The sequence below is a fragment of the Leptospira wolbachii serovar Codice str. CDC genome (assembly GCF_000332515.2).
GTDB classification, from domain to species: domain Bacteria; phylum Spirochaetota; class Leptospiria; order Leptospirales; family Leptospiraceae; genus Leptospira_A; species Leptospira_A wolbachii.
This window is the reverse complement of sequence record NZ_AOGZ02000013.1, coordinates 109,140-133,147: the sequence shown is the minus strand read 5'-3', so window position 1 is coordinate 133,147 and position 24,008 is coordinate 109,140. Positions and strand designations below refer to the sequence as shown.

The following is a 24,008-nucleotide window of genomic DNA, read 5'->3' as shown; positions in this document are numbered from 1 at the left end:
TGCAGACCGACTAATCCGTAGGTATACAATCACCATGACAAGAATGTTTCGAACCGTTTTTCTAGTTTCCCTTATGGCAACACTGCTTACCAACTGTGGTTACAACCGTATCCAAGAGTTGGATGAAGAAGTCACTGCTTCGTGGGCGGAAGTTCTCAACCAATACAAACGAAGAGCTGATTTAGTTCCCAATTTGGTTTCTGCAGTCAAAGGATTTGCAAATCAAGAAAAAGATATTATGAAAGGGATTGCCGACGCGAGAGCCAGAATTGGTTCTATCCAAGCAACTCCTGAACTTGTAAACAATCCTGAAAGTTTAAAACAATTTGATCAAGCGCAAGGCCAATTGGGTTCTGCATTGTCTAGACTTCTTATGATCCAAGAAAACTACCCACAATTAAAATCAGACCAACACTTTTCTGATTTAATGGCACAGTTGGAAGGAACAGAAAATAGAATCACAGTAGCGAGGAATCGCTTTATCAAATCAACGAAAGAATACAATGTATACATTCGCCAATTCCCAGCGGTTCTTACAGCCAAAGCATTTGGTTATGCTTCGAAAGCAACTTTCACAGTAGAAGACCAAAAGACGATTGAAAATGCTCCTAAAGTGGAATTCTAAATATAAATAGAAGAAATATATTTAAAATTCAAATTGTATTCGTTTTGAATTTAATTAAGATCAAATTCAAAACGAACACAATATGTTTAAATGAAGCCGGTAATTTTACCGGCTTTTTTATTTAGAATTGGAAGTAGAGGAAAGGGCTCGATACCGTTACACTATAAATGATAAAAGAAGTGATATAGAGTAAAATACAAGTTGGGATCAGGAAGTAGAGATTGTCTGTGATAAAGGCAAACCGATCTTCTTTTCTGTCTTGGAGGATATCCACTAAAAACAGAAATCCAACAAGGATCACTAAACTAATACTCATTTGTGGATAGATTCCACTCACTCCGGTAAAGGCACGTTCTAACATGATTTTGGCTATACCCATTCCCGTGGGAACCTCAGGTGTGGCTTTGGCTCGAAAGAAAAAACAAGACAGTACAAAAATACCAACTGGATATAAAGGTTGGATGGCACGCGGAACTTTGTTCCAAGCTTTACGCATTGTTTCAAATTTAAAGACAAACTTTTCGACCACCATCATAGTGGAGTGGAGGGTTCCCCAAAAAACAAAAGTCCAATCGGCCCCATGCCAAATTCCAGAAACAAAGGTTGTGATAAAAAGATTCACATAGGCCATAATCTCACCTCTTCTATTTCCACCGAGAGTGATATAAACATAATCCCGTAACCAAGAACTAAAAGAGATATGCCAACGCCTCCAAAGTTCGCTGAGTGTTCCCGATAAAAAGGGGCGATCAAAGTTCTTAGGAATATGGAAACCTAGAATCCTTGCCGTTCCAATCGCGATGTCAGAGTATCCGGAAAAATCGCAATAAATTTGTACAGCAAAAAGAGAAGCTGCTATCCACATCGCAATCCAATTGTATTCCGTGGGATTTGCATACATGGGATCGATTACGTACGATATGGGATCAGCAATGAAAGTCTTTTTGAAAATTCCCCAGAAGAGTTGTTTTAACCCTTGTTTGAGGTTTTCTTTTGTGAAGTCTTTGGAATCTAAAAACTGATGTAGGACGTCACTTGCCCGTAAGATGGGACCTGCCACAAGTTGGGGAAAAAATGCGAGAAAGAGTCCGAAATGGAATATGGACTTCGCCCTTTCTACCACACCTTTATAAACATCTACGGCATAAGATACTGCTTGTAAGGTGAAAAAACTAATTCCCATAGGTAGAAGAATTCCAGACTTTTGGACAAATTCTGGATCACAAGGAGTCACAGAAAAGGTTTGGTTCCAAACAGTAATGGAAAAATCTAAATACTTAAAAACAAAAAGTAAACTTAAGTTACTCCAAACGGCAACATTCAACCAAAAGAGTCTTTTTGCTTTTGAAGAAGCTAACTCCATATAGTCGACTGCAAGTTTTGTAATAACAAAAGAAAAAACGAGTAAGATGAGAAAAGGAATCCTAAAAATGGCATAGAAATACAAGCTTACAATGAATAACCAAAGCCCTTGGAATCGTTTGGGGATAAGGAAATAAACGAGGATAACAACGGGTGCAAATAGCAAATAGTGAACGGAATTAAAAAGCATGTTATTTTATTTCCTTTAGGGCATGGCTGATAGATTCAGCGGCCCATAAATTTCCTAACTTGGTTAGGTGGCCATCACCAGGAATGTAATAGTCTTGGATTCCCGCTTTTTTTGTTTCCCCACGAAAGGTAAACTCACGACCGCACATTTTGTCCGTGTAGGGAAGGATATCGAGTGTTTTTACTCCTTTGGATTCCAGATAACGTTTCGCACGCATAGAGTAGGTTCCGAGAGCATTAAATTTTCCCATTTGTCTACAATACACTTCTTCGATTTGCATGGGAAGGATGACCGGAACAAACCGGTACCCTTTTTCTTTTGAAAGCCCAATCATCAAATCATAGGCTCTCGTTGTGGTTTCAGGTAATGGATCGAGGGAACTCGGATCAATAGGAGTATCCGAACAAACTACATTTAAATTTTGTAAAGGAGTCGGGCAAATAAATTCGGTATTCTCTTCGCATTTTTGTTGTTTGACGGGAAGGAAAAAAGTTTCTCGTAAATAAACTAAGGGAGAGGTTGTGAGTTGTTCTGTATCAGTAGAAACTAAATACTTAGTTTGCGCTATCTTAACTTTTGTTTGTTCATAAGCAAGTTTTAAAGCTTGCAAAAGATAAGAAATCCTTGTGAGTTCGAATTGAATGTGGAAGTTTTTTTTCCAAACAGGATCATTTTCATGAAGTGCATCGTTTTCATCATCAGGAAGGATTCCTTGGGCGCGAAGTTCTTCTGGCATTGTGAAGTCATTGGGTGAGATAAAAAAAAGAACTGTTTGGATGTTGTCTATTTTTGTGGACATATCTTTGAGGCGTTTGTAAGACCCAAGAGATCCGTAAGCATCTACACCCAAATTCAGACTTTGGTAAACTATTCCCTTCTCTTCGAACCCACCGAGCAGAGAACAAAAAGTATCTTCATCTGAAACACCAAATCCCATCACCAAACTATCTCCGAGACAAAGAAGTTTAGGTTTTCTTGGAATTGGTTCTTCGAGGCCCCGAAGGCCAAGGGAATTGGTTGTAAACTGACCCTGCCATAAATCTGCATAGTGGCGGACGAAACGACTTTCATTGGGTTCTAAGGCCACTCCGTATTCAGGATGGTAGGCATGAAGGAGTTTGACATCACGGTAGTAACGTAAGGCAGGTGGATTGGAAAGGCGTAAAATCAATTCCAAAGACAGCAACACGAACGGGAAAAATAGGACAATGGCTCCCCATCGTTTCCAGTTTTGAATCATATCCCTCTAAACTTTAGAATTCAGGCTGGGAATCAAGCATTTCTAAGGCGAATTTTGGAAGGCCTTAGCTATGGCATCGGCAAAAAGTTCTGCTAGGGCCGGGCCTGGGTGTCCATCATTGGGGATATAAACTTGTTTTTGTTCTTTAAACAAACCTTCTGTTCTTTGCCGTAGGTCGATGGTTTTCACTCCATACTCCCTAAAGAAATCTTTTGCCATTTCATAATTGAGATCTTTGGTATCAGGATTTCCTTCTCTTGACATCCCCCAACTAAAGAGGACGGAAATTTTGTCATTTGGAATCGATGGATCAGTGAAAAACTTTTTTAAGTTGGTATAAGTGGTATGGTTTTTAGGATAAAGAATGGGGGTTCCGTACGAAGTGTACACATTGGCAGGGGGTGGGGGAAGAAGCTTGCGGTAAAGGTAAGAACTTCGAATTAGTTGGTAATGGATGGGATAAAGGTAACGTTTTATTCCTTTTTTTTCTACTGTATCGTCAATGAAATCGGATGGATTCCAGATCCAGTAGATTTGTTTTGTTTGATCGTCTGGTTTTGCGGAAGCCAGTGTATCCTTAAGAAGTTTTAAAATTCCATTTGTTCCAATGGCATCGACTGCAATGACTCGGGTTTCTAATTTGTATTTGGATTTTAGATAGTAAGCCGGAGTTTCTTTTGACGGCAAACCATAACCCATTGCCATGGAATCACCGATTAACCATAGGTTGGCGGTCTCTTCTTTATAAGATAGAATTCTTTCTCCTAAAGAATTGGTTTGGATGTCCCAAGTTTTCCCATCTTTACGGGTAAATTGATCTTTCACATTGGGGCAAAGGCGAATTTCAGAAAGTCCATACAAACAATGGATTTTTTTATACCGAATTTCGTCTGAATCAGTTTTCGATTGGAACCTTAAGGCCACCTCTCCCAGAGAAAAAACTAGGAGAGTGGCAAGAACAATCGATACAAAAATTTTATAGAATTTTTTCAATGAGGAGATAAAAGAAAGAAAGATTTCCAATATAGAGGATCATCACTAAAAATCCAATTGCCATTTGGAATATATAGGCCGAATACGAAAAACCTTGGTAAGCTAGGTAGGTGGTGATTCCCAAAACCATCTCAGGAACTAGCACGTAGTAGGCGACTTTTCCCCACATCTTTACATCCTGGGCATACCAAGATCCTAAAACCCACATCGTGGCTTCCGAAGTCCCAAAGATCACTAAAGCACAGATTCCTACCCAAAGGCAAGTTCCCACAATAGATACCGACATTTCTTCTAGTTTGATTCCCGTATATACGCAGATGAAAAGTGGAATGGCCCAAAGTCCTGCCATATAACCAGAAACAGTTCCGATCTTTAAAAATCCATCTTCTGGAAATACTAATGTTTGTAATACGGCAGACAGAAACCAATCCGGAAATACCATAAGGATAGACAAGGGAACAAGGAATTTCCATATACGAAAAGGTGTATACCAACGAAATACCAAACACAATCCCGCAAAACTGATATGGAATAGAAGTGTGAGCGATGCCAGTTTGATTCCGGCGGAGGATTGCCCCAAATACAGAACAAGTCCGGATACAATGCCAAATACTATAAAATACAAAGCCAAAAGGAATTCTTCTGCAAGGAACTTAGGTTTCATCGCTTCGAACTTTAACGATTCATCAATAGGATGCAAGTCGAAACTGAAAGAGAGTGGGCTTAAAAAATGAAAATGGCATCATGGGAGCCAAAGATACTTGGGAGATACTGGGTTCGAACCAGTGACCTCTACCATGTCAAGGTAGCGCTCTAACCAACTGAGCTAATCCCCTAAGGTAAAACCACTTCACCAGAGCCGAGTCCATCGTAAAGTACGATTTCTGAACCGGTTCCTGATTGAAAAATCCCCACTCATTCGATCCGCCAAGCGATCGGGTTTGGTTGTATCGGGGATTAAAAGAACTAAATTGTCTTTTGCTCTGGAAAGGCCGACATAGAGAATCCTTCTTTCTTCTGCTTCGTTTGTATCTTTGATGTCCTCACTCCATCCCAGGACCAAGTCGAGAATGACAGTTCTGAATTCTAATCCTTTGGCACTGTGGATGGTCATCACTTGTGCCGAAGGAACACCACATTCAATCCACTCCCTTTTCCGGAAATTGCTTCGAGTGAGAAGGATTAATTCAGAATCTTTTTTATACCATTCCTTCCAAATCGCAATTGGTCTAGTTTCAGTGTCTTTGATTCGTTCCACTTGGAAAGTTCCCTGTTCTTTGCGGAAGGTTTGGACTTGTTTCTCGATTTTGTCTTTGTTGTGTTTTAAGGGAAGTAGAGAAGATTGAATGATAGAATCCTTCGAACGATAGTTAGTGGAAAGAAAATATTGGACCACACCTGGGAAATGATTTGGAAATTCTAAAAAAGGTTTTGGTGTGGCTCCGCGAAATCCGTATATTGCCTGCCAATCATCACCCACAACAGTAATGGACCCAAAATTCATTTTTTGTATGATCTGAAGTTGTACTTCGTCTGTGTCTTGGAACTCATCAATGATAAGTGCCTTCCATCTTTCTTTCACGACATCTGCAGATTTTGTATCCAAAAAATGAAGGAAATCGAAGATCAAATCATCAAACTCGAAGTAATGATTTTTTTCTTTCCAATTACGGAAAGCAGATTGGAAGGTTTCATATCCTTCCAATGAAAGTTTTCGAAAATGTTTTCCGTTATTTTTGAATAGGATGGGAAAGGGAATCCCACCAATGACAAATTGCAGGGGATGAAGAAATTCCTTTGTGATTTCCCATTTTTTCGATTCACCAAGGAGTCTGTAACGAGACCAATTTTTAGAAGTATCGTAGTGTTTTAGTGCATAATAACAAAATGCATGAAAGGTGGAGATATGATACTTTGAAGAGAGATTTTTTTTATGGCAACGTTCCTTAAATTCCTGGGTGGCTTTTTTCGTAAATGTAACAATTAAAGTATTTTCTGGAAGGATGGATTTCTTTTTTTCCCTTTCTTCCAAAAGTCCAATCATCGTGGCAGTTTTTCCCGATCCTGCACCAGCAATCACTTGTTTAATGGGGTGGTCTGAATGGATGATGGCTTTTTGTTCTTCACTCCACATACAACGTTGGTGGAAAGAACGTAGCTTGTGGTTCTAATTTTTTAGATTATTGTTTGAAGACCGCTGTATCTTCATCCTCTTCTTCTTTGAGGTCATAGTATCCATAAATAAAACTGGAACTAGCCTTTACTTCCATTCCATAAAAATGTTCAGAAATTCGGCCAGATTTTGTAACTTCCAATTTATATTCTTCTGCGAGAAATTTCATTTTGTCCATGGATATCTTTTCGTTGATTTTAGGACCAAAACCAGATTCTGTTTTTGACCAATCGATAATGAACAACCGGCCCCCCGATTTCATAGAGCGAATGAGACCATCCATCGCCAAACCAGGGTTTGGGAAAGTAGAGAGTGAAAGGGAGGCAAAGATGATTTCTGGAACCGGAACCCATTCCGGGAGAAGGGGATGATCAGACTGGTCTATATGGAAAGGTGTGAGTTGCTCAATTCCTTCCATGAGTTTACGCCGAAGGATCATATCAATGATATCTTGTTGGCATTCGGCAGCCCAAATCCAGACATGCGGAAACCACTTTCGAAATTCTTGGAAGTAGAATCCAAGTCCACTCCCAAAGTCCACTAGGTTGTTTAGGCCCTTCCAATTGAAAAATGCATACACATCTTCCGGGGGACATACCTCTCTTCTGTGGCTTGAGAGTAAGTATTCCTGGTAACTTTGGGAACGGTAGTATTCCGTTTCGGACATAATGACAATTCTCACAGAAAAGCGAGGAAAGTACAAACGAAAAATTCAATTCGCAGGCCCCAACCACCGAAAATCTAAGTATGAAGTTCTCGATTCAACTCTGGACGGTTGTGCTGCTTATCTCGCTAGTTCCGGTTTCGGCAGACTCCGGATTTGAGGAAAGTCGTTATCCTACTATAGCGAAGGCCATTCACGCAAGCCTCCTACCTGATAAAAAATCGATTCGTTTGGATTGGGATCCTCCCAAACAGGAAGGCGAAATCATTGTGGCTCGTTCCACTGTAATGATTGATAGTCCGGACAAACTATACGTTGCAGATTCCCTCGGCAGGTACAAAGCGTCAGGGGCCAATGCAACCCGTGTATTTTTTGATTACAATCTGAAACCGGGAACTTATTATTATGCCATAGTGATGGTAACAGATGTTCGTCGACGTGAAGTAAAACTTTTTTCAAACCAGAACTATACAGTAACCCCGGTTCATATTGAAGAGGAAAACGGAACTCCTGTTGTGGGACAAAATCCTGACTTCCCAGCCTTTCCTGCGGACGCTGGGATCCATTCTATGGTGGGTGGGGTTTCTGGGATTACAGCAAATATAGAAAGAAAATTTATCCGATTGAATTGGACACCACCAAACGGAGCCACTGCGGGAAGAACTCTATATACAGTGTATCGATCTAACTCTCCACTCACAAGTTTACCATTGATGCAAAAAGCAGAAAAATTGGCAGAACTAACTCATCCTGTGAATACTTTTTTAGACCAAGATTTAGAAAAATCCCAAACCCTTTATTATGGAGTATCTGTAAAACAAGTGGGCGGCGAGGAAACTCTTCCTTTGGAAGATAAAAAATCCACCTTACGAGCGTTTTATATTAAGCAGACCGAAAAAACAAACGCAGAAGTCATTGTAGAAGAGTCTCCTAAAAAGCCAAAACAGGAAGTCGCTTCAAACGACACACATACCGATTATGGCGGTACAATGCATGTTAGGGGACTCGGTTACGAACGAGTAGGAAAAGGTGCAGTGATTAGTTGGATTAGTCCAGAGGCCGCAGACGAATCTACAATCTATAGTTTGTATGCTTCGGTAAAGCCATTGAACCAAGGTTCCTCTTCCTTTGGCCAAGGATCGGTTGTGAAAGTGGCAACTGTAGTGCATCCTAAAACAAATTTTTTTATTAAAGAATTAAAAGAAATCGATGAACTCTATTTTGGTGTGACTGCAAAATCCAATGGAATTCCAGAAGATTATAATTTAAAAGAAAATGTTTCTTACTTTAAGTATGATTTTTCTAAAGATATTGCTCCTCCAGAAGAACCCAATGTGGTTGCGGAGTCCCATCCCAAAAGAGAACCAGAAAAGTCAGATATCAATAAAAATGAACATGCGGTGACACCTACTGACAGTTTTCCATCAAGAGAAAATGCAGAACAGGCAAACGACTTCAAAGAAGAAACATCCGCAACTGTGAATTATGATTTAGGCCAAACAGATCTGAATCGAATCATTAAAGAAACTGTGATTAGAAAAAAATATGAAATAGCCGTGTATCGGTTGGAAGAATATTTAAAAAATGAATCCAATGCATACTTACGAGGAAAAGCTATGTTTTTCCTTGGAGTGAGTGCGTTGAAAACTGGTGATACAAAAAAAGCCTTAAAATGTTTTTTGAAAAGGGAAACTAAATCCTATTCACCTTCTCGAGTGGAATTTTGGACGAATCAAACCCTAAGTTATGCGGGTAGAGGGAATTTATGAATCGAATTATTGTTACTTTAGCAGGATTTTTATTTATTGTTGCGGGTCTTTCTACTGCATATTACCAGACCAACATTTCTGCAAAAGAAGACCAATCTCAAGTGATTTTGGAAAAAATTGCAGAAGGGGAAGAATACTTAAAACAATCTAACCCACATAGCAAAGAAAAAGCAATTGCCATCTTTTCTGAGTTAGCTGGAAAACGTGGTGCTGAAAAATATGAATTCCAAATCAAATACAACCAAGCAAGAGCTCTCGAAAAGAATTCTGATTTTTATCCAGCACTTGATATTTACAAAGATCTAAAAAAGAATCCGAGTTTAAAGCCAGAAGAAAAAGAACGATTGAGTTACTCTCTTGGAAACTTACTTTTAAAGATTGGAAATGAGTCGGAAGGGAAGGCTCATTTAGAGTCCGTTTTACAATCAAGCTCTGATAATAAACTTAGATCCAAATCCTTTCTCTCTCTTGGGGATCATTTCTATAAAACTGGAAATTTTGAAACAGCACGTAAAAATTATACTTTGGCCTTACAAGAAGATCCGAACAATACTGAATCCAGAATTGGTTGGGGAAGATCCCTTCGTAAACTTGGTAAAGACTGGGCTTCCTTTGATGTATTTGATGAATACATTGAAACTGCTGACCAGTTAGCTGGTGCTGATGAAAAGGTAGTTGGGGAGTATAAAGATTCTGTTTTAAAAGATGCGAAAGAAAATTATACAAAAAAACAATATAACAAAGCAGTAGAACTTTTTCAAAAAGTAATTTCTGTGAACCCAACTCCTAAAAAAGAAGAGGAAGCCTTGTATTATATCGCTTTGTCTTACGATGCCATGGGAAAACAAGTTGAATCTCTTACCTATATAAACAAAGCATTGAATAACAGCGATTATTCGTTAGACCAGGCAGCTTTATATAAAAAAGGTACGATTTATTTTAGACAAGGTAAATTTGAAAAAGCAGCCGGCATATTCCAAACGATTGTAGATAAATACCCTAAAAACCAGATTACCGACAAGGCGATTGCATGGAAAAAAGAATCACTCGATCAGTTTACCGACCACAATGATCTTGATGGTTCAGATGTATCGTCTGACTCTGATTCACCTAAACCAAGTTCGGTTTCAACAAGACCAGATTCGGGAAGTGATTTAGAGTTTTAGTCGGACTTAATTAGAAATTCATTCGTTTTTGTATTCTGGAGGGCTTCCTCCATTCCGAAAGTTTTATAAATTTCCGGAACAATGTCTGCAAGCGAATGTATATTTTCTGCGAAGCGGTCAGCATTCTTTCCATAGAGGATGGTGGCCGCCGGGTTTTCCGTATGGTTTTTTTGGCTTAAGTCTTCCATATTTCCATGATCACTAGAAACAATGAGTAAATCTTTTTCTGGATCGAGAGTCTCGAGGATTCCTCGAAAAAAATCTTCTAGATTTTTGATTACATGTTCTGCTTTATCCCAATCCATCGCATGTCCCACTTTATCAGTGAGAAAGTATTCATACAAAGCCAATTGGTAGTGGGCAAATCGAGTTTTGGATTGTTTGCCTAGTTCGTAAGGATCTCGCCTTTCTAACAGAGGATCTCCTTTTTTTAACATATCAATCCCCATAGTTCCCATTATTTCATGAGTGAGATCCATATAAAGACCTCTTTCATTACGAAGGTCATCGAAGTTCTTTAATGGTCTGCCGCTAGCTAACTGGACCAAGGTGGAGGCGGAGACTAGTTTTGGTTTTTCTTCTACGTGTTTAAGATAGGGTGGGGAAAAACAATTTAGAAAATCACTTAAGATTCCATGTTCGTTTAGAACTTTGATCATGGAATATTTGGCAATGATTTTGCGAAGGGTGATGGTGGGAAACCCACTCACGTGACGCTCAAGCACTTTGGGGCCAGGAATGCCCGTCCAAAGTGCTGTTTGGCCTGTGGCAGACTGGGGAAGGCCCGGAACCCCCATGTGGGCGTCCGTTTTGATATAGTGTAACCTTGATGGCAAAACCGGTAGGTCTGCATCAGACTTCGGAATCCCTCCGACGGGTGCTAAGAATCCTTTGGCAAAACGACTGAATGGATTGGATTTTGGGTCGTAGTTTGCGATTCCCACTCCGTCCAAAAATACATAAAAAATCATTCCTTTCCTTGGACTGATTGGTTTTTGCCAATGACAACCCGATAATTAGAATGATGAAACGGAATTTCGGAAACCTGTCTATTCTTTTTGGATACTTGATGGTTTCCCTTCTTGTTACATCGCTACTCTTTGGGTATTTCGAATGGATTCGACCCCTTCGAATGAAATCCAATCTGATTTCTGCTCTTAAACGTTTTGATGAAGATCGGACAAAAGAGTATTTAAATACACTTGAGTTCTTTTTTCGAGAATCTGCATTGCCTTACCGTGCCTCTCAAGTGACAACTCGCATTAAACAAACATTAGGCCTGAACTATGTAAGATTGTATGATGACTCACTTCGCCTTATCCATAGTACAAATGAAACTAATGAAATCTTTCAGGAGGAACTTAGGCAAGACCCCTCCGGACTTTTAGAGGGAAAACTTCGCACTCTAGCTAACGGTGATTATGTGTATCGGGACTTATCGGGAAAGTTTTTTGTGGTTTTTCCGCAAGGTCCTGCCCTGCCGAGACAAATTCAAAATGCCAACTTAGAATATGGGTATCTTTACTGGGCGTTTGATCCCAAATCGCAAAAGATATTGTATACCAATGATGAATCAATTCTGACAGGAGATCGGGAGAGTAACCAGCTCCTTGGCCTTTTTTCTGGGAAAGAAGGCCAGACCATCACATGGCAGTTAGATGGTGAAAATTCAAAACTTATTTTAGAAACCACTGATCATTTTTCAATTTATTTACTGCGTCAGTCGGATTCAGAAGCCGATGAAATCCGATTCGGTTGTTATATACTTTTTCTTATCACCTTTACAGGTCTTTTTTATATCCGGTTTATTTGGATGGTCATTCACACTCATGGGTTTCAGTTCAAACGAAGAATACTTATACCTGTAATTGTTTATCTCATTTTACTTTTGTTCTATCAAAAAAGCTTCGAACTTTTTCCGGACTATCGTTATTATAAACCATGGACCAAACATAGGTTAACTCAATTTGAAGAGACTCTTTCTGTTCTTGAAAAAAATCTACTCAGAGAAGGTTTGGGAGAAGGTGGGGGTCTCGGCGAAACAGAAAGAATTGTTTCCGAACTCTATCTTTGGAAAGAGGGATCTATAGAAAGTAAAACCATACAAAATCGATTTGGAACAGAAATTTTTGGATTGTTTCAAAGGATCCAAAGCCATCCGATAACAATGTTACTTGAGTCAGAACTGGATTTAGTTTATCTCATTCCCAAGCGAAATCTTGCGAATGGTTCGATTGATATCCTGGTTGCTGTCCTCGATTCTAATCTTTTACAGGCAAAAAAAGAAAAAGATCGTGATGAGTTTTATTTTCCATTGGTTTCTGCGAAACTCTCGGATAACAAAAGTAAGGAACAAGTTTTGTTCAATCCAAGAACTTGGAAGGGTGAGGACGGTTCTAAGTTTGTCCATTTAGAATCCAAAAAACAATCGGTAGGATTTTTACACCATAAATTCCATTCTTATTATACTTCGAAAGAACAAGGGAAACCAGGATTTTTATCAGGGTTATCCGTATATCGTTATTCTTCTTTTCCCCCCTATCTATTTAGTTTTGGATATTTATTTATAGGACCTTGGATCTTATTTGTGATTTGGGCGACAGTCAAACGTAAGTGGGAACAGCATCATCCAAAGGTGTTAGGGGAATCCCCGTTAGTGAGTGATGAGTCATCTGTAGTAGAAGTAGAGATAAAAAAAACTCCGATTCGCAAAGAAGGAATTGAAACAAAAGTGGAACCCATTACAAACAATACAAATCCTGTGAAAAAAACGAGTTTTAAAATACTTCCACCGGTCACTTGGAGACGAGTTGCCATTTTAGATGCAGTACAAAAAAAGCGAGAAACTATTTTTAATCCTGAGTTAGAAAAACTCGTTCACTCAGTTACTAAAAGAGAAGAAACACAAGAACCTAAACAAAATTCAGAGAATTTCCTAACCATGGTCCCAGAAGAAAAACGTGTGGAGTATGGTTTACTTGATAAAATTTATCGAGAGAATGAAATCTCTTACGATGGGATTGTGGGTTATACAAAAAACTTTATTTCACGACTCGGCTCACCTAGGTTTTCCTATCTATTTTTAAATGATTCTCTTGGTTCTTTTCATAACCAAATTTCATCGGGACTAGACTATAACACTCGTTCTAATTTGATCTTTTTACATCATGATCCCTATTTACCTTTTGATGAAAATGGATTTGCCATGTTTGATGTGGATGATGTCGTGAGACTCGATCGTTTTATTGCAAAGAAATTTTCTTGGGAAATTCTTTTGCAAACTGAAGCAATCATCGCTTTCCACATGGAATCGCTTGGATTCCCCGGAATCTTTCTGGTTCTCTTAAATAAGGAAGAAAGAAGTAAGTTTCTTGACTCTCACAAACGAATGATCCAGGAAAAACTTCGCCAGGTGATTCCTGCCCTTCATGTCCTTGTGGAGAAAGAAGAAAGAAAACCTGAGTTTTTGAAGGATAGTTTGTCTTGGATGATTCGTTCTTTTATGCAAGCTACCTTCGGAGGAAAGAGGGCCACATCGGTTCTACGTATCCAATGGCCTGAATACCATCCCTCGCAAGAATGGGAACGTTCCAAAAAACATTTTGTAGATTCTGTTCAAACGTATTTGGAAAGTAAAGATCGATTGATTGAAACCTCGCCCAATTCTATGTTGATTGTAACGGCAAAAGATTTATACCTCTCTGTGATTCAAAAATTACAGGAACTACCATTTCGCCATGAAATCAAATCGATGAAATTCCCTGACGATGGACAAAATTTCTACCTATACTTTTAAATTTGTTTGTATTTTTCTCTTATCCATCCAAACTTTATGGGCCGGTGGTAGCAAAAAAAAAGAAGAAACTACTGCTTTAAAAAAACAAATATACAATCTCCACAAAGTCGATGAAGAGACCACTTCCATTCCTTATTTGGAACGTTACCTTGACCTAAGCCAAAACGAATTGTACTTTAAGTTACTCTATGCAAAGGCTCTTCTTTATAGAAACGATCTGTCTGTGCCAAGACCGGATGAACCTGCAGAAGACAGAATCAATAAAGCAAAATTAATCCAAAAAAATTATAATCTTTCCTCCAAACTTTTTCAAGAAAATGTTTTGCATTTAGAGAAAGTAAGGCCAAGGGATCCCAATTTAGGTCGTTGGTATTACCTTTGGGCTTTTAGTGAATGGTTCTCGGATAACAAAGAGAAGTCGATTAAACTATTTCAAAAAGCAGTGAAGTTGGACTATCGTTTGACAGAATCCTATTATAATATTGCTTCCCTTTACGAATCACTGGGTCAGTGGCAAGATGCGAATTTGTATTGGCGTAAATTTGAAAAGGCCGAAAAAGAACTGGAAGAAGAAGACTAATGGCAAAAATTGATAAACGGTTTCAAATCCTACTTTCGGAAGAGGAACAAATTTTATTAAAAAATGAAGCTTCTAGAAGAGGAGTTTCGCAAGGCGAACTCATCCGAATGGCTTTAAAAAACGAGATCATCCAAAAGTCAGAACTATTGCGAAGACAAGCTCTTGTGGCACTTGCGGAGTTACTCGATTGAAACTTTATTTGACTGCCTCTGTACTGTTTGCATTGCTTCGCTCTTCTCGTAAGACAAAGGTCCAAAAACTTTTATCTGAATCTCTGGATGCACACGAGCGATTTTTTACCTCCTCACTTTCTATTTTTTTATTATTCCAACTTTTAGATCCCCTTGATGTTGAGAAAAAAAAACAAATCCTGCGGTATTTAGAAGACCTCACTGATTCCATTTTTGATTTAGATACTGAAGGAGTCAGAACACAAATCTTTATGTCTGAAACTTGTGATATAGAGATGGCAATTGCTTTGAAGGAAGGAATGGATGTATTGGTTGTGGACTCGGAAAGGGAGACGGCCTCCCTTCCTTTGTTATTAGTTCGAAACTTCTTTGGGGAAACTAAATGAAATAGGCGAAGAAAGTGGACTTCGTTGGTCCTTGGAATCCCATTCATTCAAATAACGATTGTAAGCTGATATTCTGAAATAATATGTCAAACCTGGTTGAAAAAGGAGACCCCTTTTTTCTTTTCTCGAGAGATCAACTTGGTCAGCAAGAGGTCTAAATTCATCAGATGCTAATTCCCCTTCAGGGATATAAATATTATTCACTAATGTTTCTTCAGTAATACAAAAACGTTTGTTTTTAAAACCACTATCTTCTTCATTGCCGTCAATTTTTGTTAAGACACCCATTTTATCTTTTTTAACAAATATAGAACCTAACATTCGATTGGGGAGTAATCCATAGTGGATGATATAACCTCCACCATTTTGAACTTCCTTTTCGTGATTGGAATTCCATAGAAAACAAAGGGGGTTTCCTGCCATCGGATTGGAATCCAACCGAAAACGTGTAGGTAGGTCGGGAGGAGTTTGTTCCATATACTCAAAAGATAATGATTGTATGTTTGGAACCGATTGGCCCATAGGGTCTGATCGGAACCATAACTTCCATTGGTAGTATTTGAATTTATTTTTGGGAAGATCCTTATCCAATGATTTAATTCTAACCCAAGAAAGGTTTGTGTTGGAATCCACAAACTTTTGGTTCGATCCTCTAAAGTAAAGTTCAAGCATCGTATCTTTTGGTTGTTCTACATTCCAGTGAATTCTCGTGAGAGAGGAATTACTGTATTTAGTTTCTAAGACGGGTGAAAGGGCCGTGCTTCCTTCCATAAATCCAATTTTAGTTTCATCATCATACCGAACAGGTTCAAACTTAGTGTATTGCACTTCTGGTTCGCCCTTATGGATATGGAATCCATCTAAGTTCCCATAGAACGATTTTCCGAGAACAAGAGGAGTGGAATCATTTTCGGGAAAACCAAATCCTAAAGTATTGGCCTCGTTGTTTTCATATTCTGCAGTTTCTGTTCCATTTTGATATAATACAAATCGATGGTTCAATGTATCAAAATAAATAGAGATCACTTCCCACGTTTTTCTTTTGATTTTTACTGGTGATTCCAAAATGAAACTTGTAGTTCGACCATCGGATTTTTGGAGTAGGTTATTTACGTAAAGTGTTGGTTTACTTTCGTTTAACTCGAGTGAGATGCCGTATTTTTTCCCCTTCACAAATACAGTTCTATCTAAAATCACAGAACCTGCGCCTTGTTCGCTTAATCGAATGGGGATGGTAATTGTAAATGGATCGGGGTGGGTTCCAAAGAGAGAATTTCCAGAAACAGATAAATGGATTTGATTTCTTCGTCCTGAAAAGTAAGCCGATCGTTTGCCAAAAAAATAGGATTGGTCATCCACTAAATAGGAGGACGAAACCACAGAAATGGATTTGGATTTAAAGGGAAGACCCGTTTCTGAACTTTGTGGCTCTGTGACCTCTCCCTCAAAATCGAAGAAGAGTTCGCCATGTTTTGGGGTGTTTTCTTTGGGTTTGAGAAAGTTCTTTTTTCCGGGTTCGGAATTTTGAACCACACCGGTCTTTTTCCAGATGTCGAGGTTAATGATTTCTTTTTTGGGGACTTCCCATCCAAGTACGGGTAGGCCCCAAATTAAGAATAGGATTACGACTGTTCTTCGATCAGTCCCAATCGTTTTTGGTGCCGTCCACCTTCGAATTCTGTTTCTATCCATTTTTTTACAATTCTCTGTGCTAAATCCGTTCCGAGAACCCTTCCCCCTAAAACCAATACATTGGCGTTGTTATGGCGTTTGGACATTTCCGCCGTAAACTCATCATGGCAAAGGGCAGCTCGAATGCCTTTGAAACGGTTGGCGGCAATGGAGGCTCCAATGCCTGTTCCGCAAAGGGCGATGAGTCTTGGAACTTCACCAGAAAGAACCTTTCGGCAGGCGTCTCCAATGATGGTAGGGTAATCGACGGACTCTTCGCTCTTAGTACCGTAATCGACAATTTCGTAAGTTTCCTCGAGACTTTTCCTGAGGAATTCTTTGAGAGCAAATCCTCCATGGTCAGAAGCAATTCCAATTTTTTCTTTCATTCAGGCTTTTCCTTTCTTTGTTTCATGGCATCAGTATAGGACTTATAAGATTCTAAAGAGAGTGAGAGTAAAAACTTATCTCTTTCTCGGAGTAAGGTTCCATAATATCCAGTGAATAGATCTAAATATCTTCTGTATTTTTCTTTTGGATTCTTTTCTGAGAGGTATTCGATGGTAAGGTTTGTTATTTCCTCTTTGACTTCCGTATGAGATTCAAACCACTGTTTGGCGATACCGACCTCACCAGGTGTCAGCGGATAAGGGCGGTTGTCGGACAGTAAAATCCTCCATTCATAGGAAAAAAACACCTCTTCTTTTTCCTTCCCTGAGAGGATCGGTCCTTTGAAATACTCACCTAAATCTTCCACAATTGGGTCTTCGGGTAGGTCTTTCGTTACTTTGTCTCGAAAACAGTCAAGGGAAGCCAAACGAAGCTCGGCCGATTCCTTGGCATAATCTTCCATTCGTAAACGATCCAAATTGAGAAGGTTGGGACTTATGGCACCCGGAGGAATTTCTTTTTTGAGTGGCAAGTAACACTCCTTCGCTGCCTCCCATCCCAGATTCCCTTCGGGAATCCAAAGAGAATGAGCAGAAAGAGATCCAACGAAAACAAAAAGGAGGTTTAAGTAGAATTTTGGTAATTTACCCATGGGTTCTTTCAAATTCTTTGATAAAAGAAATGAGAGAATCCACACCTTCTTCCGGCATGGCGTTGTAAATACTAGCTCGAAAACCGCCTGCTTCTCTGTATCCTTTAAGACCAGCAAACCCTTGTTCTTCGGCAAGTGTTAAAAACTTTGAATCCACACTTTCGTTATGGCTTCTAAAAGTTACGTTCATTGCCGAACGGAAAGCCTCAGGCACTGGTGCATAGAATAATGAAGAGGCATCTAAAGCATCATAGAGTTTTTTTGCTTTTCTTTCATTGATGGTTTCCATGGCAGCAATTCCACCCTTTCGTTTCAAATACTTGAAAACAAGACCTGCGATATAGATGGAGTAGGTGGGTGGAGTGTTGTAGAGAGATCCATTTTTTTCCATGAGAGCATAGTTCATCAGGTTCGGGATGGGATGTGATTGTGCGGGCAATTTTTCTTTGTCGTAAATCACAAGAGTGAGTCCAGAAGGTCCTATGTTTTTTTGGGCGCCCGCAAAGATCACAGAGAAATCTTCAATGGGAAGTTTACGACTCAGGAGTTCGCTTGTCATATCAGCAAAAAGGGGCGCTTTTTTTAGTTTAGGAAAGGTTTTGTAACGAGTTCCAAAAATAGTATTGTTAGAAGTAATATAAACATACTTGGCTCCCTCATTTACCATACCATCGGTGATGGTAGGTAACTCCATATACTTTGAGTCTGCTCCATTAAATATGGATTTTACATGGGGATAGAATTTCTTTGCTTCTTCATGGGCTTTCCTTGCCCAAACACCCGTGACTGCGTAATCGGCAGATTCTCCTGCAGCCAAATAGTTGAAAGGAATGGCGGAAAATTGTAAGGTGGCCCCACCTGGGAAATAAACGACCGCATAACGAGATGGCAGATCCAGAAGTTCTCGTAGGTCAGCGAGTGATTCATCCAGAATATTTTGGAAATGTTTCTCTCTATGGCTCATTTCCATCACGGACATTCCGGTTCCTTTGTAATTTAGGAACTCAGACTTTGCTTCTTCCATGACCTCGGTAGGCAACATGGCAGGACCGGCATTAAAATTGAAGATTCTGTGTGTAAACGTAGGCATCCTCCCACAGAATTTTGAATATCCACCCCCCGGTAAATAGATTTTTATTCTAAAACTTGCTTTGCAGAATCGGAAAGGTTGTTAATCTTGTGGGCATCTTTACCCCAATTTTCGTGAGGAAACAATGAGAATTTCTCGTTCCATCATCATTTGCCTATTTGTAGTCGGTCTTTCTTTGACCGCACAGTCCAAAGCCCCTCTCGGTGAGTCCGAAATCAAGGGTTCCAAAAAAATCGAATTCATCAACCGTTCCTTACGTAAGGCATCTGATGACATGATTCAAGAAAATACCGAAATTGGTCGTAAACTCGCGGAAACCTTGGCCAAAGAAAATACGGCCACTGTGGACGGAGTCAAAATCCAAAGAGTGCTTCCGGGAGCTGATGGAAAACTCGGTGCCGACATCCTTTCTCTTTCGGAGACTCAAAGTTTTGACCATGTCAATTCCATTGCGAGGATCATCGCTTCCTACATAGAAAAATCCTTCCAATACAAAGTGGGAAATGCGGAGACACTCGCTCAGTACATCCTTTACTACAATGCCACTCATAGAAAAGATTCTAAGTTTTTTACCAAAAAATATACAGAAGGAGTCACTTCTGCAACATCAGCCGACAAATTAGGAATCGATACTGTTTATAAAAATTGGCCGGGTAAAACACAAATCATCATTCCGATCGAAGGGAATATTTTAAAGGATAGTGGAAAAGATCTCACAACGGATGAGCTAGAAAAAGACGTCAACAAAACGGTAAAGGACAAAGAAAAAGATCCTGCCACCAAACAGAAGATGGAAGACGAAGCCAAAAAGATGGACAAGTTGCAAACCGATAAACTGAAAGATGAAAAAAAGGTTTTGCAAGATAAAAAACAAGAAGTGGCTGACGAACAAAAACAACTTCAAGACAAAAAAGACGCACTGAAAAAACAGGAAGCGGAAACCGTCGCAAACCTCAATGAATTAAAAAAAGATCCTGTGAAAAACAAAGCAGAGATTGAAAAGAAAACCGAAGACATCAAAAAAATCGAACAAGAGAAAAAAGACACTGATAAAAAATCTGAAGCTGTAGAAGCCAAAAAAGAAGAGCTCAGTAAAAAAGAAGAACAAATCGCTAAAAAAGAAGAAGCTCGTACTGGCGGTGACACTGCGAAAAAAGAAGACACTGTCCAAAAGGTAGAAGCTAAGGTTGAAGAATTAAAAACGGAACTGGCTCAAACCAAAGAGGAACTGAAGAAAAAAGAAGAACAAAGTGACAATGTTGTGAACAACAAAATTCTTTTTATGAAGTTTATCAAATACGATACAGATGGTCATTATTCAAACGAACTTTGGGCCATTGATCCTGCCAAAGACGATGCTCTTTATAAAAGTTCTTACAACAATATTTGTTCTAAGGAATTTAAGGAAATTGCAAACCAGGGAGTTCTTGTTCTTGGCTATGACGGAGAAAAAGTAGAAACACGCAAACACAAACTAGTGTTACTGGATCCAGACAAACTAGGTGTTAAAAAAACAAGTGAATCTGCTGATATTTTCTGGAGAACACCGATGATCAATCGGGAAGACAAAATCTACGTGATTGAAAAGGTAAAAGACAAATACCATGTTGCACGGTTTAAGTCGGACCTAACCTTTGAAAAAAGGACAGAAGAAGCGGTCGAAGAAAACTCCGAACTTACTTTTTTTGGAGATAAAATTTATGTGACCGGCAAACCGAAAGAAGGTGACAAAACTACCATTAAGGTCTTTAAAAAAGAAGATTTAAGCCTCTTAAAAACCATCGCTCCGTAAGGAGGGTGGATTTTCTTTTTTGAAATACATTTCTAAAACCGTCTGGGTTTTATCGCTTGTGAGTCTTTTTACAGACATCGCAAGCGAAATGTTGTATCCTGTTCTCCCAATTTATCTCAAGTCTATTGGATATTCGATCCTATTTATTGGGGTCCTAGAAGGGATTGCCGAGGTGGTTGCCGGTTATGGCAAAGGATATTTCGGTCACCTATCTGATGTTACTGGTAAACGTGTTCCCTTTGTAAAATTTGGATATACTTTAAGTGCTATTTCTAAACCTTTATTGAGCTTAGGGCAAAACCCTTTCGTTGTTTTAGTTTCTCGAATTTTGGATCGGATTGGAAAAGGAGTTCGAACGGGGGCAAGAGATGCCATTCTGTCTTCTGAAGCCACAAATAAAACGAAGGCCCGGGTGTTTGGATTCCATCGGGCTATGGATACTTTGGGAGCCGTCCTTGGCCCAAGTCTAGCCTTAGCTTATCTGTATTTTTATCCCCAAGATTATATATTCCTTTTTTATTTGGCATTGTTGCCGGGTATCATTGCGATTGGGTTCACTTTTCTTTTAAAGGAGAAATCGAAACAATCTACGGAAACAAATTTTAGAGATCAAAATAACTCTCTTACGTCCTTTCTTTCCTATTGGAAAAAATCAAATCCCAACTATAGAAAGTTAGTTTTTGGATTGCTCGTGTTTGCTTTTTGGAATAGTTCGGATGTGTTTTTGATATTAAAAGCGAAAGATGTCGGGTTGGCAGATCATTTGGTCATCGGGATATATATTTTCTATAATTTAGTTTATGCTGGTTTTTCTTATCCACTTGGAATTTTTGCCGATAAAATTGGATTAAAAAAAATGTTTTTGTTTGGCCTTGGAATTTATGCCATTGTTTATTTACTGATGGGGATTGTTCAAAGTTCAGGTCTAGTTTTACTGGCATTTTTCCTATACGGCCTTTATGCTGCGGCAACGGAAGGAATATCCAAAGCTTGGATCAGTAATGTCGTTCCTAACAATGAAACAGCAACAGCGATTGGTATGTATACGGGGCTGCAAAGTATTTGTGCATTCTTCGCTAGTTTTGTTGCGGGTTGGTTATGGTTTCTCTTTGGGGCTCCAGTAACTTTTATTGTTACTGGATTTTTTGCTGTTTTGGTTGCCTTATATTTTTTAGTCACAAAGGTCGCCGAAGATTCGGAACCTTAATCCTTTAAATATTCAATTCGTTCTCGGATGGATTCATTGGAAGTGCTCTGCACTTTTAAGAATCCATAAACCAAGCAGTCAGTAAACTTTTGTTTGGTAAGAAAGATAAATTTTCAAAAAAAAACTTGCTTTTCCCTTTTCTTGAACATTTGTTTGTTTATGAAAAATTTTATTAAGTTTCTATCGTTAGTTGGTTTTGGATTGGCATTATCATGTGCTACATTCCGGGAAGGGAATGTTGAATACCAAAAAATTGAAGCTACAAACGCAGCAAAAAAATCAATTTCCTTCGCCGTAACTGGACAAGTCAAATTGAATACAAATGAACCGGTCCCGCAAAATGCAAATGCACTTGGAAGTTGGGCGAACGTAGTGAAAGAAGAATTTACTGCATCATCATTGTTTTCTGCAGTAAAAAATAATGAAAAATCGACCGATCTGTCTGTTGACATTAATATTCAAAACAATGGTCAATTTAGCCAAGGGCTTTCTATGCTTACTGGTTTGACTTTATATTTATTCCCTTCCTCAGCTACTGACGAATTTGTGGTAGAAGCTACTTTTAAGAATAAAAGTGGAAAGGAAATCGCGAAAATTCAAAAAAGAGATTCTGTTTCCACCTGGAGTCACATAACTCTAATTTTTGTTTTCCCATTCAAATCTTTGTCGAATGAGGTTTACCAATGCCAAAAGGATTTGATCAATTCAGTATTAGTTGAAGCAAATGCGAAAGGTGTTTTAAAATAGCAACTCATTCAAAGGTGAAGTAGCAACGACCCACCGTATCAAGTCAGAATTCTTTGAATATTTGGTTGGTGGGCTCTGTCTCTATTGAAGTTTTGTAAGTTTGTGTTTTTAATCCTTTAAATATTCGATCCTTTCTCGGATGGATTCATTGGAAGGATTTTTCTTTGCCAAATCTTCCAGAAGTTTGATGGCTTCAGTTTTTTTCCCCATAATGTCCCAAAGGTCAGAAAGTTCCAGGGCTGGTCTTGGGTCACTCGGGGACTTGGAAAGAAGACCTAAATAAATTTCTTCTGCTTTTTCCAAATCACCAATGAGGCGTAAGGCGGCCGCTTTCCCGAGTAAGGCAAAGTAATCGTCACCACTAGCAAGAATTTTATTAAAACATTCTAATGCTTTGTCATAGTTGCCAAGGCCTCGAAGTGAGTCTGCATAACGATTGATGATGAGTTTGTTGTCAGGGTCAGATTCGAGAATTCTTTCCCAATAGGTGATAGCAGTTTTAAAATCTTTTTTACCACGATAAGATTCGGCGAGTCCATAAAGAGCAAAGAAGTTTTTTGGATCTAGTTCTTTGGCACGGTCGTAGTAAAGAATGGCTTTATCGAAGTCTTTAATTTTGCGGTAACTGTTTCCAATCTCTGTTAAGATTTTGATATTGTTGGGTTGGCTGGAAAGTAATTTTTCCCACCACTGGATGGCATCCACATACCTTTGGCAAGCAAAGTATAAATGTCCAAGTCCAACAATTACGTATTGGTCATTGGGATTGATTTGGAGAGCTTCCATATAATACACTTCAGATTCTTTGAAGTTTTTTAGTTTTCTATGGGCATCAGCCACTCGAGATAGGATACTTGCATCTGTTATTGTTATGTGGTGAAATTCTTCTGCAACTTCGATAATACGTTTGAGACTGTTTAGATCTCTGTAAGCATTCATGAGTCCCATAAGAGAAAATTTATTGGTTGTATCACCTGCCAAACATTTCCGGTAGTATTGGATGGCTTGTTCTGGTTGTTTGGTTTTGGCATAATAGTCACCAAGACCGACAAGTCCATAAGTGTTGGATGGATCCTCATCCAGTAATATGTCTAATCGTTCCTTGGCTTCTTTAAAACGACCCTGATCAAGAAAACGATACGCCTCTTTTGCAAGGGCTTTTATTTTTGTGAACTTTTCATCTTCTTGTGGCTTTTCAGTATCTGTGTTTTCCATATCCTCGGTCCAATTTTCAGCATTCTTTTTTAGACAGTAAAAATCGACCTAAAAACGTGAGAACATTGACAACAGGCTCTTTTTTGCAGAAATGACAATGAGGGGGAAT

At 39.0% G+C, this 24,008-nt stretch carries 22 protein-coding genes and 1 tRNA gene; 10 read left to right on the top strand and 13 right to left on the bottom strand.

Going from position 1 to position 24,008, the window contains the following annotated elements; translation table 11 throughout:
• The first annotated feature begins 34 nt into the window (after positions 1–34).
• Positions 35–625 (top strand): LemA family protein, encoded by a 591-nt coding sequence (locus tag LEP1GSC195_RS04705; RefSeq protein WP_015680325.1) that lies wholly within the window; start codon positions 35–37, stop codon positions 623–625.
• A 121-nt stretch (positions 626–746) separates the two neighbouring features.
• Here LEP1GSC195_RS04705 and LEP1GSC195_RS04700 read toward each other — a convergent pair whose 3' ends face one another.
• From LEP1GSC195_RS04700 to LEP1GSC195_RS04670, 7 genes are all read right to left on the bottom strand, one after another.
• Positions 747–2,177 (bottom strand): MBOAT family O-acyltransferase, encoded by a 1,431-nt coding sequence (locus LEP1GSC195_RS04700; RefSeq protein WP_015680494.1) that lies wholly within the window; start codon positions 2,175–2,177, stop codon positions 747–749.
• 1 nt (position 2,178) lies between these two features.
• Complete coding sequence (locus tag LEP1GSC195_RS04695) at positions 2,179–3,417, bottom strand: LA_2490 family SGNH/GDSL-type esterase (RefSeq protein ID WP_015680276.1); 1,239 nt, start codon at positions 3,415–3,417, stop codon at positions 2,179–2,181.
• A 42-nt stretch (positions 3,418–3,459) separates the two neighbouring features.
• Positions 3,460–4,410, bottom strand: coding sequence for an LA_2486 family SGNH/GDSL-type esterase (locus LEP1GSC195_RS04690; RefSeq protein ID WP_015680356.1), 951 nt, complete (start codon positions 4,408–4,410; stop codon positions 3,460–3,462).
• Positions 4,394–5,074 carry a DUF6989 domain-containing protein gene (locus LEP1GSC195_RS04685; RefSeq protein WP_015680430.1) on the bottom strand — a complete coding sequence of 227 codons (681 nt, stop codon included), beginning with the start codon at positions 5,072–5,074 and terminating at the stop codon, positions 4,394–4,396. Before LEP1GSC195_RS04685 ends, LEP1GSC195_RS04690 begins: the two co-directional genes overlap by 17 nt.
• Positions 5,075–5,172: 98 nt before the next feature.
• Positions 5,173–5,245: transfer RNA gene (locus LEP1GSC195_RS04680), tRNA-Val, on the bottom strand.
• A 15-nt stretch (positions 5,246–5,260) separates the two neighbouring features.
• Positions 5,261–6,544: a UvrD-helicase domain-containing protein gene (locus LEP1GSC195_RS04675; RefSeq protein WP_015680433.1), complete on the bottom strand. Its 1,284-nt coding sequence runs from the start codon at positions 6,542–6,544 to the stop codon at positions 5,261–5,263.
• Between the two features lie 46 nt (positions 6,545–6,590).
• Positions 6,591–7,250, bottom strand: coding sequence for a class I SAM-dependent methyltransferase (locus LEP1GSC195_RS04670; RefSeq protein WP_015680304.1), 660 nt, complete (start codon positions 7,248–7,250; stop codon positions 6,591–6,593).
• A gap of 80 nt (positions 7,251–7,330) precedes the next feature.
• On the opposite strand from LEP1GSC195_RS04670, the gene LEP1GSC195_RS04665 reads away from it, so the two are divergent.
• Both LEP1GSC195_RS04665 and LEP1GSC195_RS04660 read left to right on the top strand, forming a co-directional pair.
• Complete coding sequence (locus LEP1GSC195_RS04665; protein ID WP_051122352.1) at positions 7,331–9,016, top strand: hypothetical protein; 1,686 nt, start codon at positions 7,331–7,333, stop codon at positions 9,014–9,016.
• A complete protein-coding gene (locus LEP1GSC195_RS04660; protein ID WP_015680394.1) occupies positions 9,013–10,182 on the top strand; it encodes a tetratricopeptide repeat protein in 1,170 nt (389 codons plus the stop codon). Before LEP1GSC195_RS04665 ends, LEP1GSC195_RS04660 begins: the two co-directional genes overlap by 4 nt.
• Here the strand turns inward: LEP1GSC195_RS04660 and LEP1GSC195_RS04655 are convergent.
• On the bottom strand, positions 10,179–11,153 hold the full coding sequence (locus LEP1GSC195_RS04655) for an alkaline phosphatase family protein (protein WP_015680331.1): 975 nt from the start codon (positions 11,151–11,153) through the stop codon (positions 10,179–10,181). The genes LEP1GSC195_RS04660 and LEP1GSC195_RS04655 overlap by 4 nt on opposite strands.
• Positions 11,154–11,203: 50 nt before the next feature.
• On the opposite strand from LEP1GSC195_RS04655, the gene LEP1GSC195_RS04650 reads away from it, so the two are divergent.
• Genes LEP1GSC195_RS04650 through LEP1GSC195_RS04635 form a run of 4 tightly spaced genes read left to right on the top strand, consistent with a single transcriptional unit; the run spans position 11,204 to position 15,135 of the window.
• Positions 11,204–13,978 (top strand): hypothetical protein, encoded by a 2,775-nt coding sequence (locus LEP1GSC195_RS04650; RefSeq protein WP_015680461.1) that lies wholly within the window; start codon positions 11,204–11,206, stop codon positions 13,976–13,978.
• A complete protein-coding gene (locus LEP1GSC195_RS04645; RefSeq protein ID WP_015680240.1) occupies positions 13,950–14,558 on the top strand; it encodes a tetratricopeptide repeat protein in 609 nt (202 codons plus the stop codon). Before LEP1GSC195_RS04650 ends, LEP1GSC195_RS04645 begins: the two co-directional genes overlap by 29 nt.
• Positions 14,558–14,749: a CopG family transcriptional regulator gene (locus tag LEP1GSC195_RS04640; RefSeq protein WP_015680282.1), complete on the top strand. Its 192-nt coding sequence runs from the start codon at positions 14,558–14,560 to the stop codon at positions 14,747–14,749. The genes LEP1GSC195_RS04645 and LEP1GSC195_RS04640 overlap by 1 nt, the downstream gene beginning before the upstream one ends.
• The gene (locus LEP1GSC195_RS04635) at positions 14,746–15,135 is read left to right on the top strand and encodes a hypothetical protein (protein ID WP_015680248.1); all 390 of its coding nucleotides are present in this window, start codon (positions 14,746–14,748) and stop codon (positions 15,133–15,135) included. The genes LEP1GSC195_RS04640 and LEP1GSC195_RS04635 overlap by 4 nt, the downstream gene beginning before the upstream one ends.
• Here the strand turns inward: LEP1GSC195_RS04635 and LEP1GSC195_RS04630 are convergent.
• The 4 genes from LEP1GSC195_RS04630 to serC form a co-directional block, all read right to left on the bottom strand.
• Complete coding sequence (locus LEP1GSC195_RS04630) at positions 15,103–16,668, bottom strand: LamG-like jellyroll fold domain-containing protein (RefSeq protein WP_015680367.1); 1,566 nt, start codon at positions 16,666–16,668, stop codon at positions 15,103–15,105. The two genes, LEP1GSC195_RS04635 and LEP1GSC195_RS04630, sit on opposite strands and share 33 nt — an antisense overlap.
• Before the next feature lie 89 nt (positions 16,669–16,757).
• Complete coding sequence (gene rpiB, locus LEP1GSC195_RS04625) at positions 16,758–17,195, bottom strand: ribose 5-phosphate isomerase B (RefSeq protein ID WP_002975248.1); 438 nt, start codon at positions 17,193–17,195, stop codon at positions 16,758–16,760.
• Complete coding sequence (locus LEP1GSC195_RS04620) at positions 17,192–17,848, bottom strand: hypothetical protein (RefSeq protein ID WP_015680358.1); 657 nt, start codon at positions 17,846–17,848, stop codon at positions 17,192–17,194. The genes rpiB and LEP1GSC195_RS04620 overlap by 4 nt, the downstream gene beginning before the upstream one ends.
• Complete coding sequence (serC, locus tag LEP1GSC195_RS04615; protein WP_084597392.1) at positions 17,841–18,938, bottom strand: 3-phosphoserine/phosphohydroxythreonine transaminase; 1,098 nt, start codon at positions 18,936–18,938, stop codon at positions 17,841–17,843. Before serC ends, LEP1GSC195_RS04620 begins: the two co-directional genes overlap by 8 nt.
• Before the next feature lie 124 nt (positions 18,939–19,062).
• On the opposite strand from serC, the gene LEP1GSC195_RS04610 reads away from it, so the two are divergent.
• The 3 genes from LEP1GSC195_RS04610 (at position 19,063) to LEP1GSC195_RS04600 (ending at position 22,684) form a co-directional block, all read left to right on the top strand.
• Positions 19,063–20,730, top strand: coding sequence for a P83/100 family protein (locus LEP1GSC195_RS04610; RefSeq protein ID WP_015680344.1), 1,668 nt, complete (start codon positions 19,063–19,065; stop codon positions 20,728–20,730).
• Positions 20,731–20,749: 19 nt separating this feature from the next.
• A complete protein-coding gene (locus tag LEP1GSC195_RS04605; RefSeq protein ID WP_015680423.1) occupies positions 20,750–21,937 on the top strand; it encodes an MFS transporter in 1,188 nt (395 codons plus the stop codon).
• Positions 21,938–22,096: 159 nt separating this feature from the next.
• Positions 22,097–22,684 (top strand): hypothetical protein, encoded by a 588-nt coding sequence (locus LEP1GSC195_RS04600; RefSeq protein WP_015680440.1) that lies wholly within the window; start codon positions 22,097–22,099, stop codon positions 22,682–22,684.
• Positions 22,685–22,792: 108 nt separating this feature from the next.
• On the opposite strand, the gene LEP1GSC195_RS04595 is transcribed toward LEP1GSC195_RS04600, so the two are convergent.
• Positions 22,793–23,899, bottom strand: a complete 1,107-nt coding sequence (locus LEP1GSC195_RS04595) for a tetratricopeptide repeat protein (protein WP_015680360.1) — start codon at positions 23,897–23,899, stop codon at positions 22,793–22,795.
• Positions 23,900–24,008: the final 109 nt, after the last annotated feature.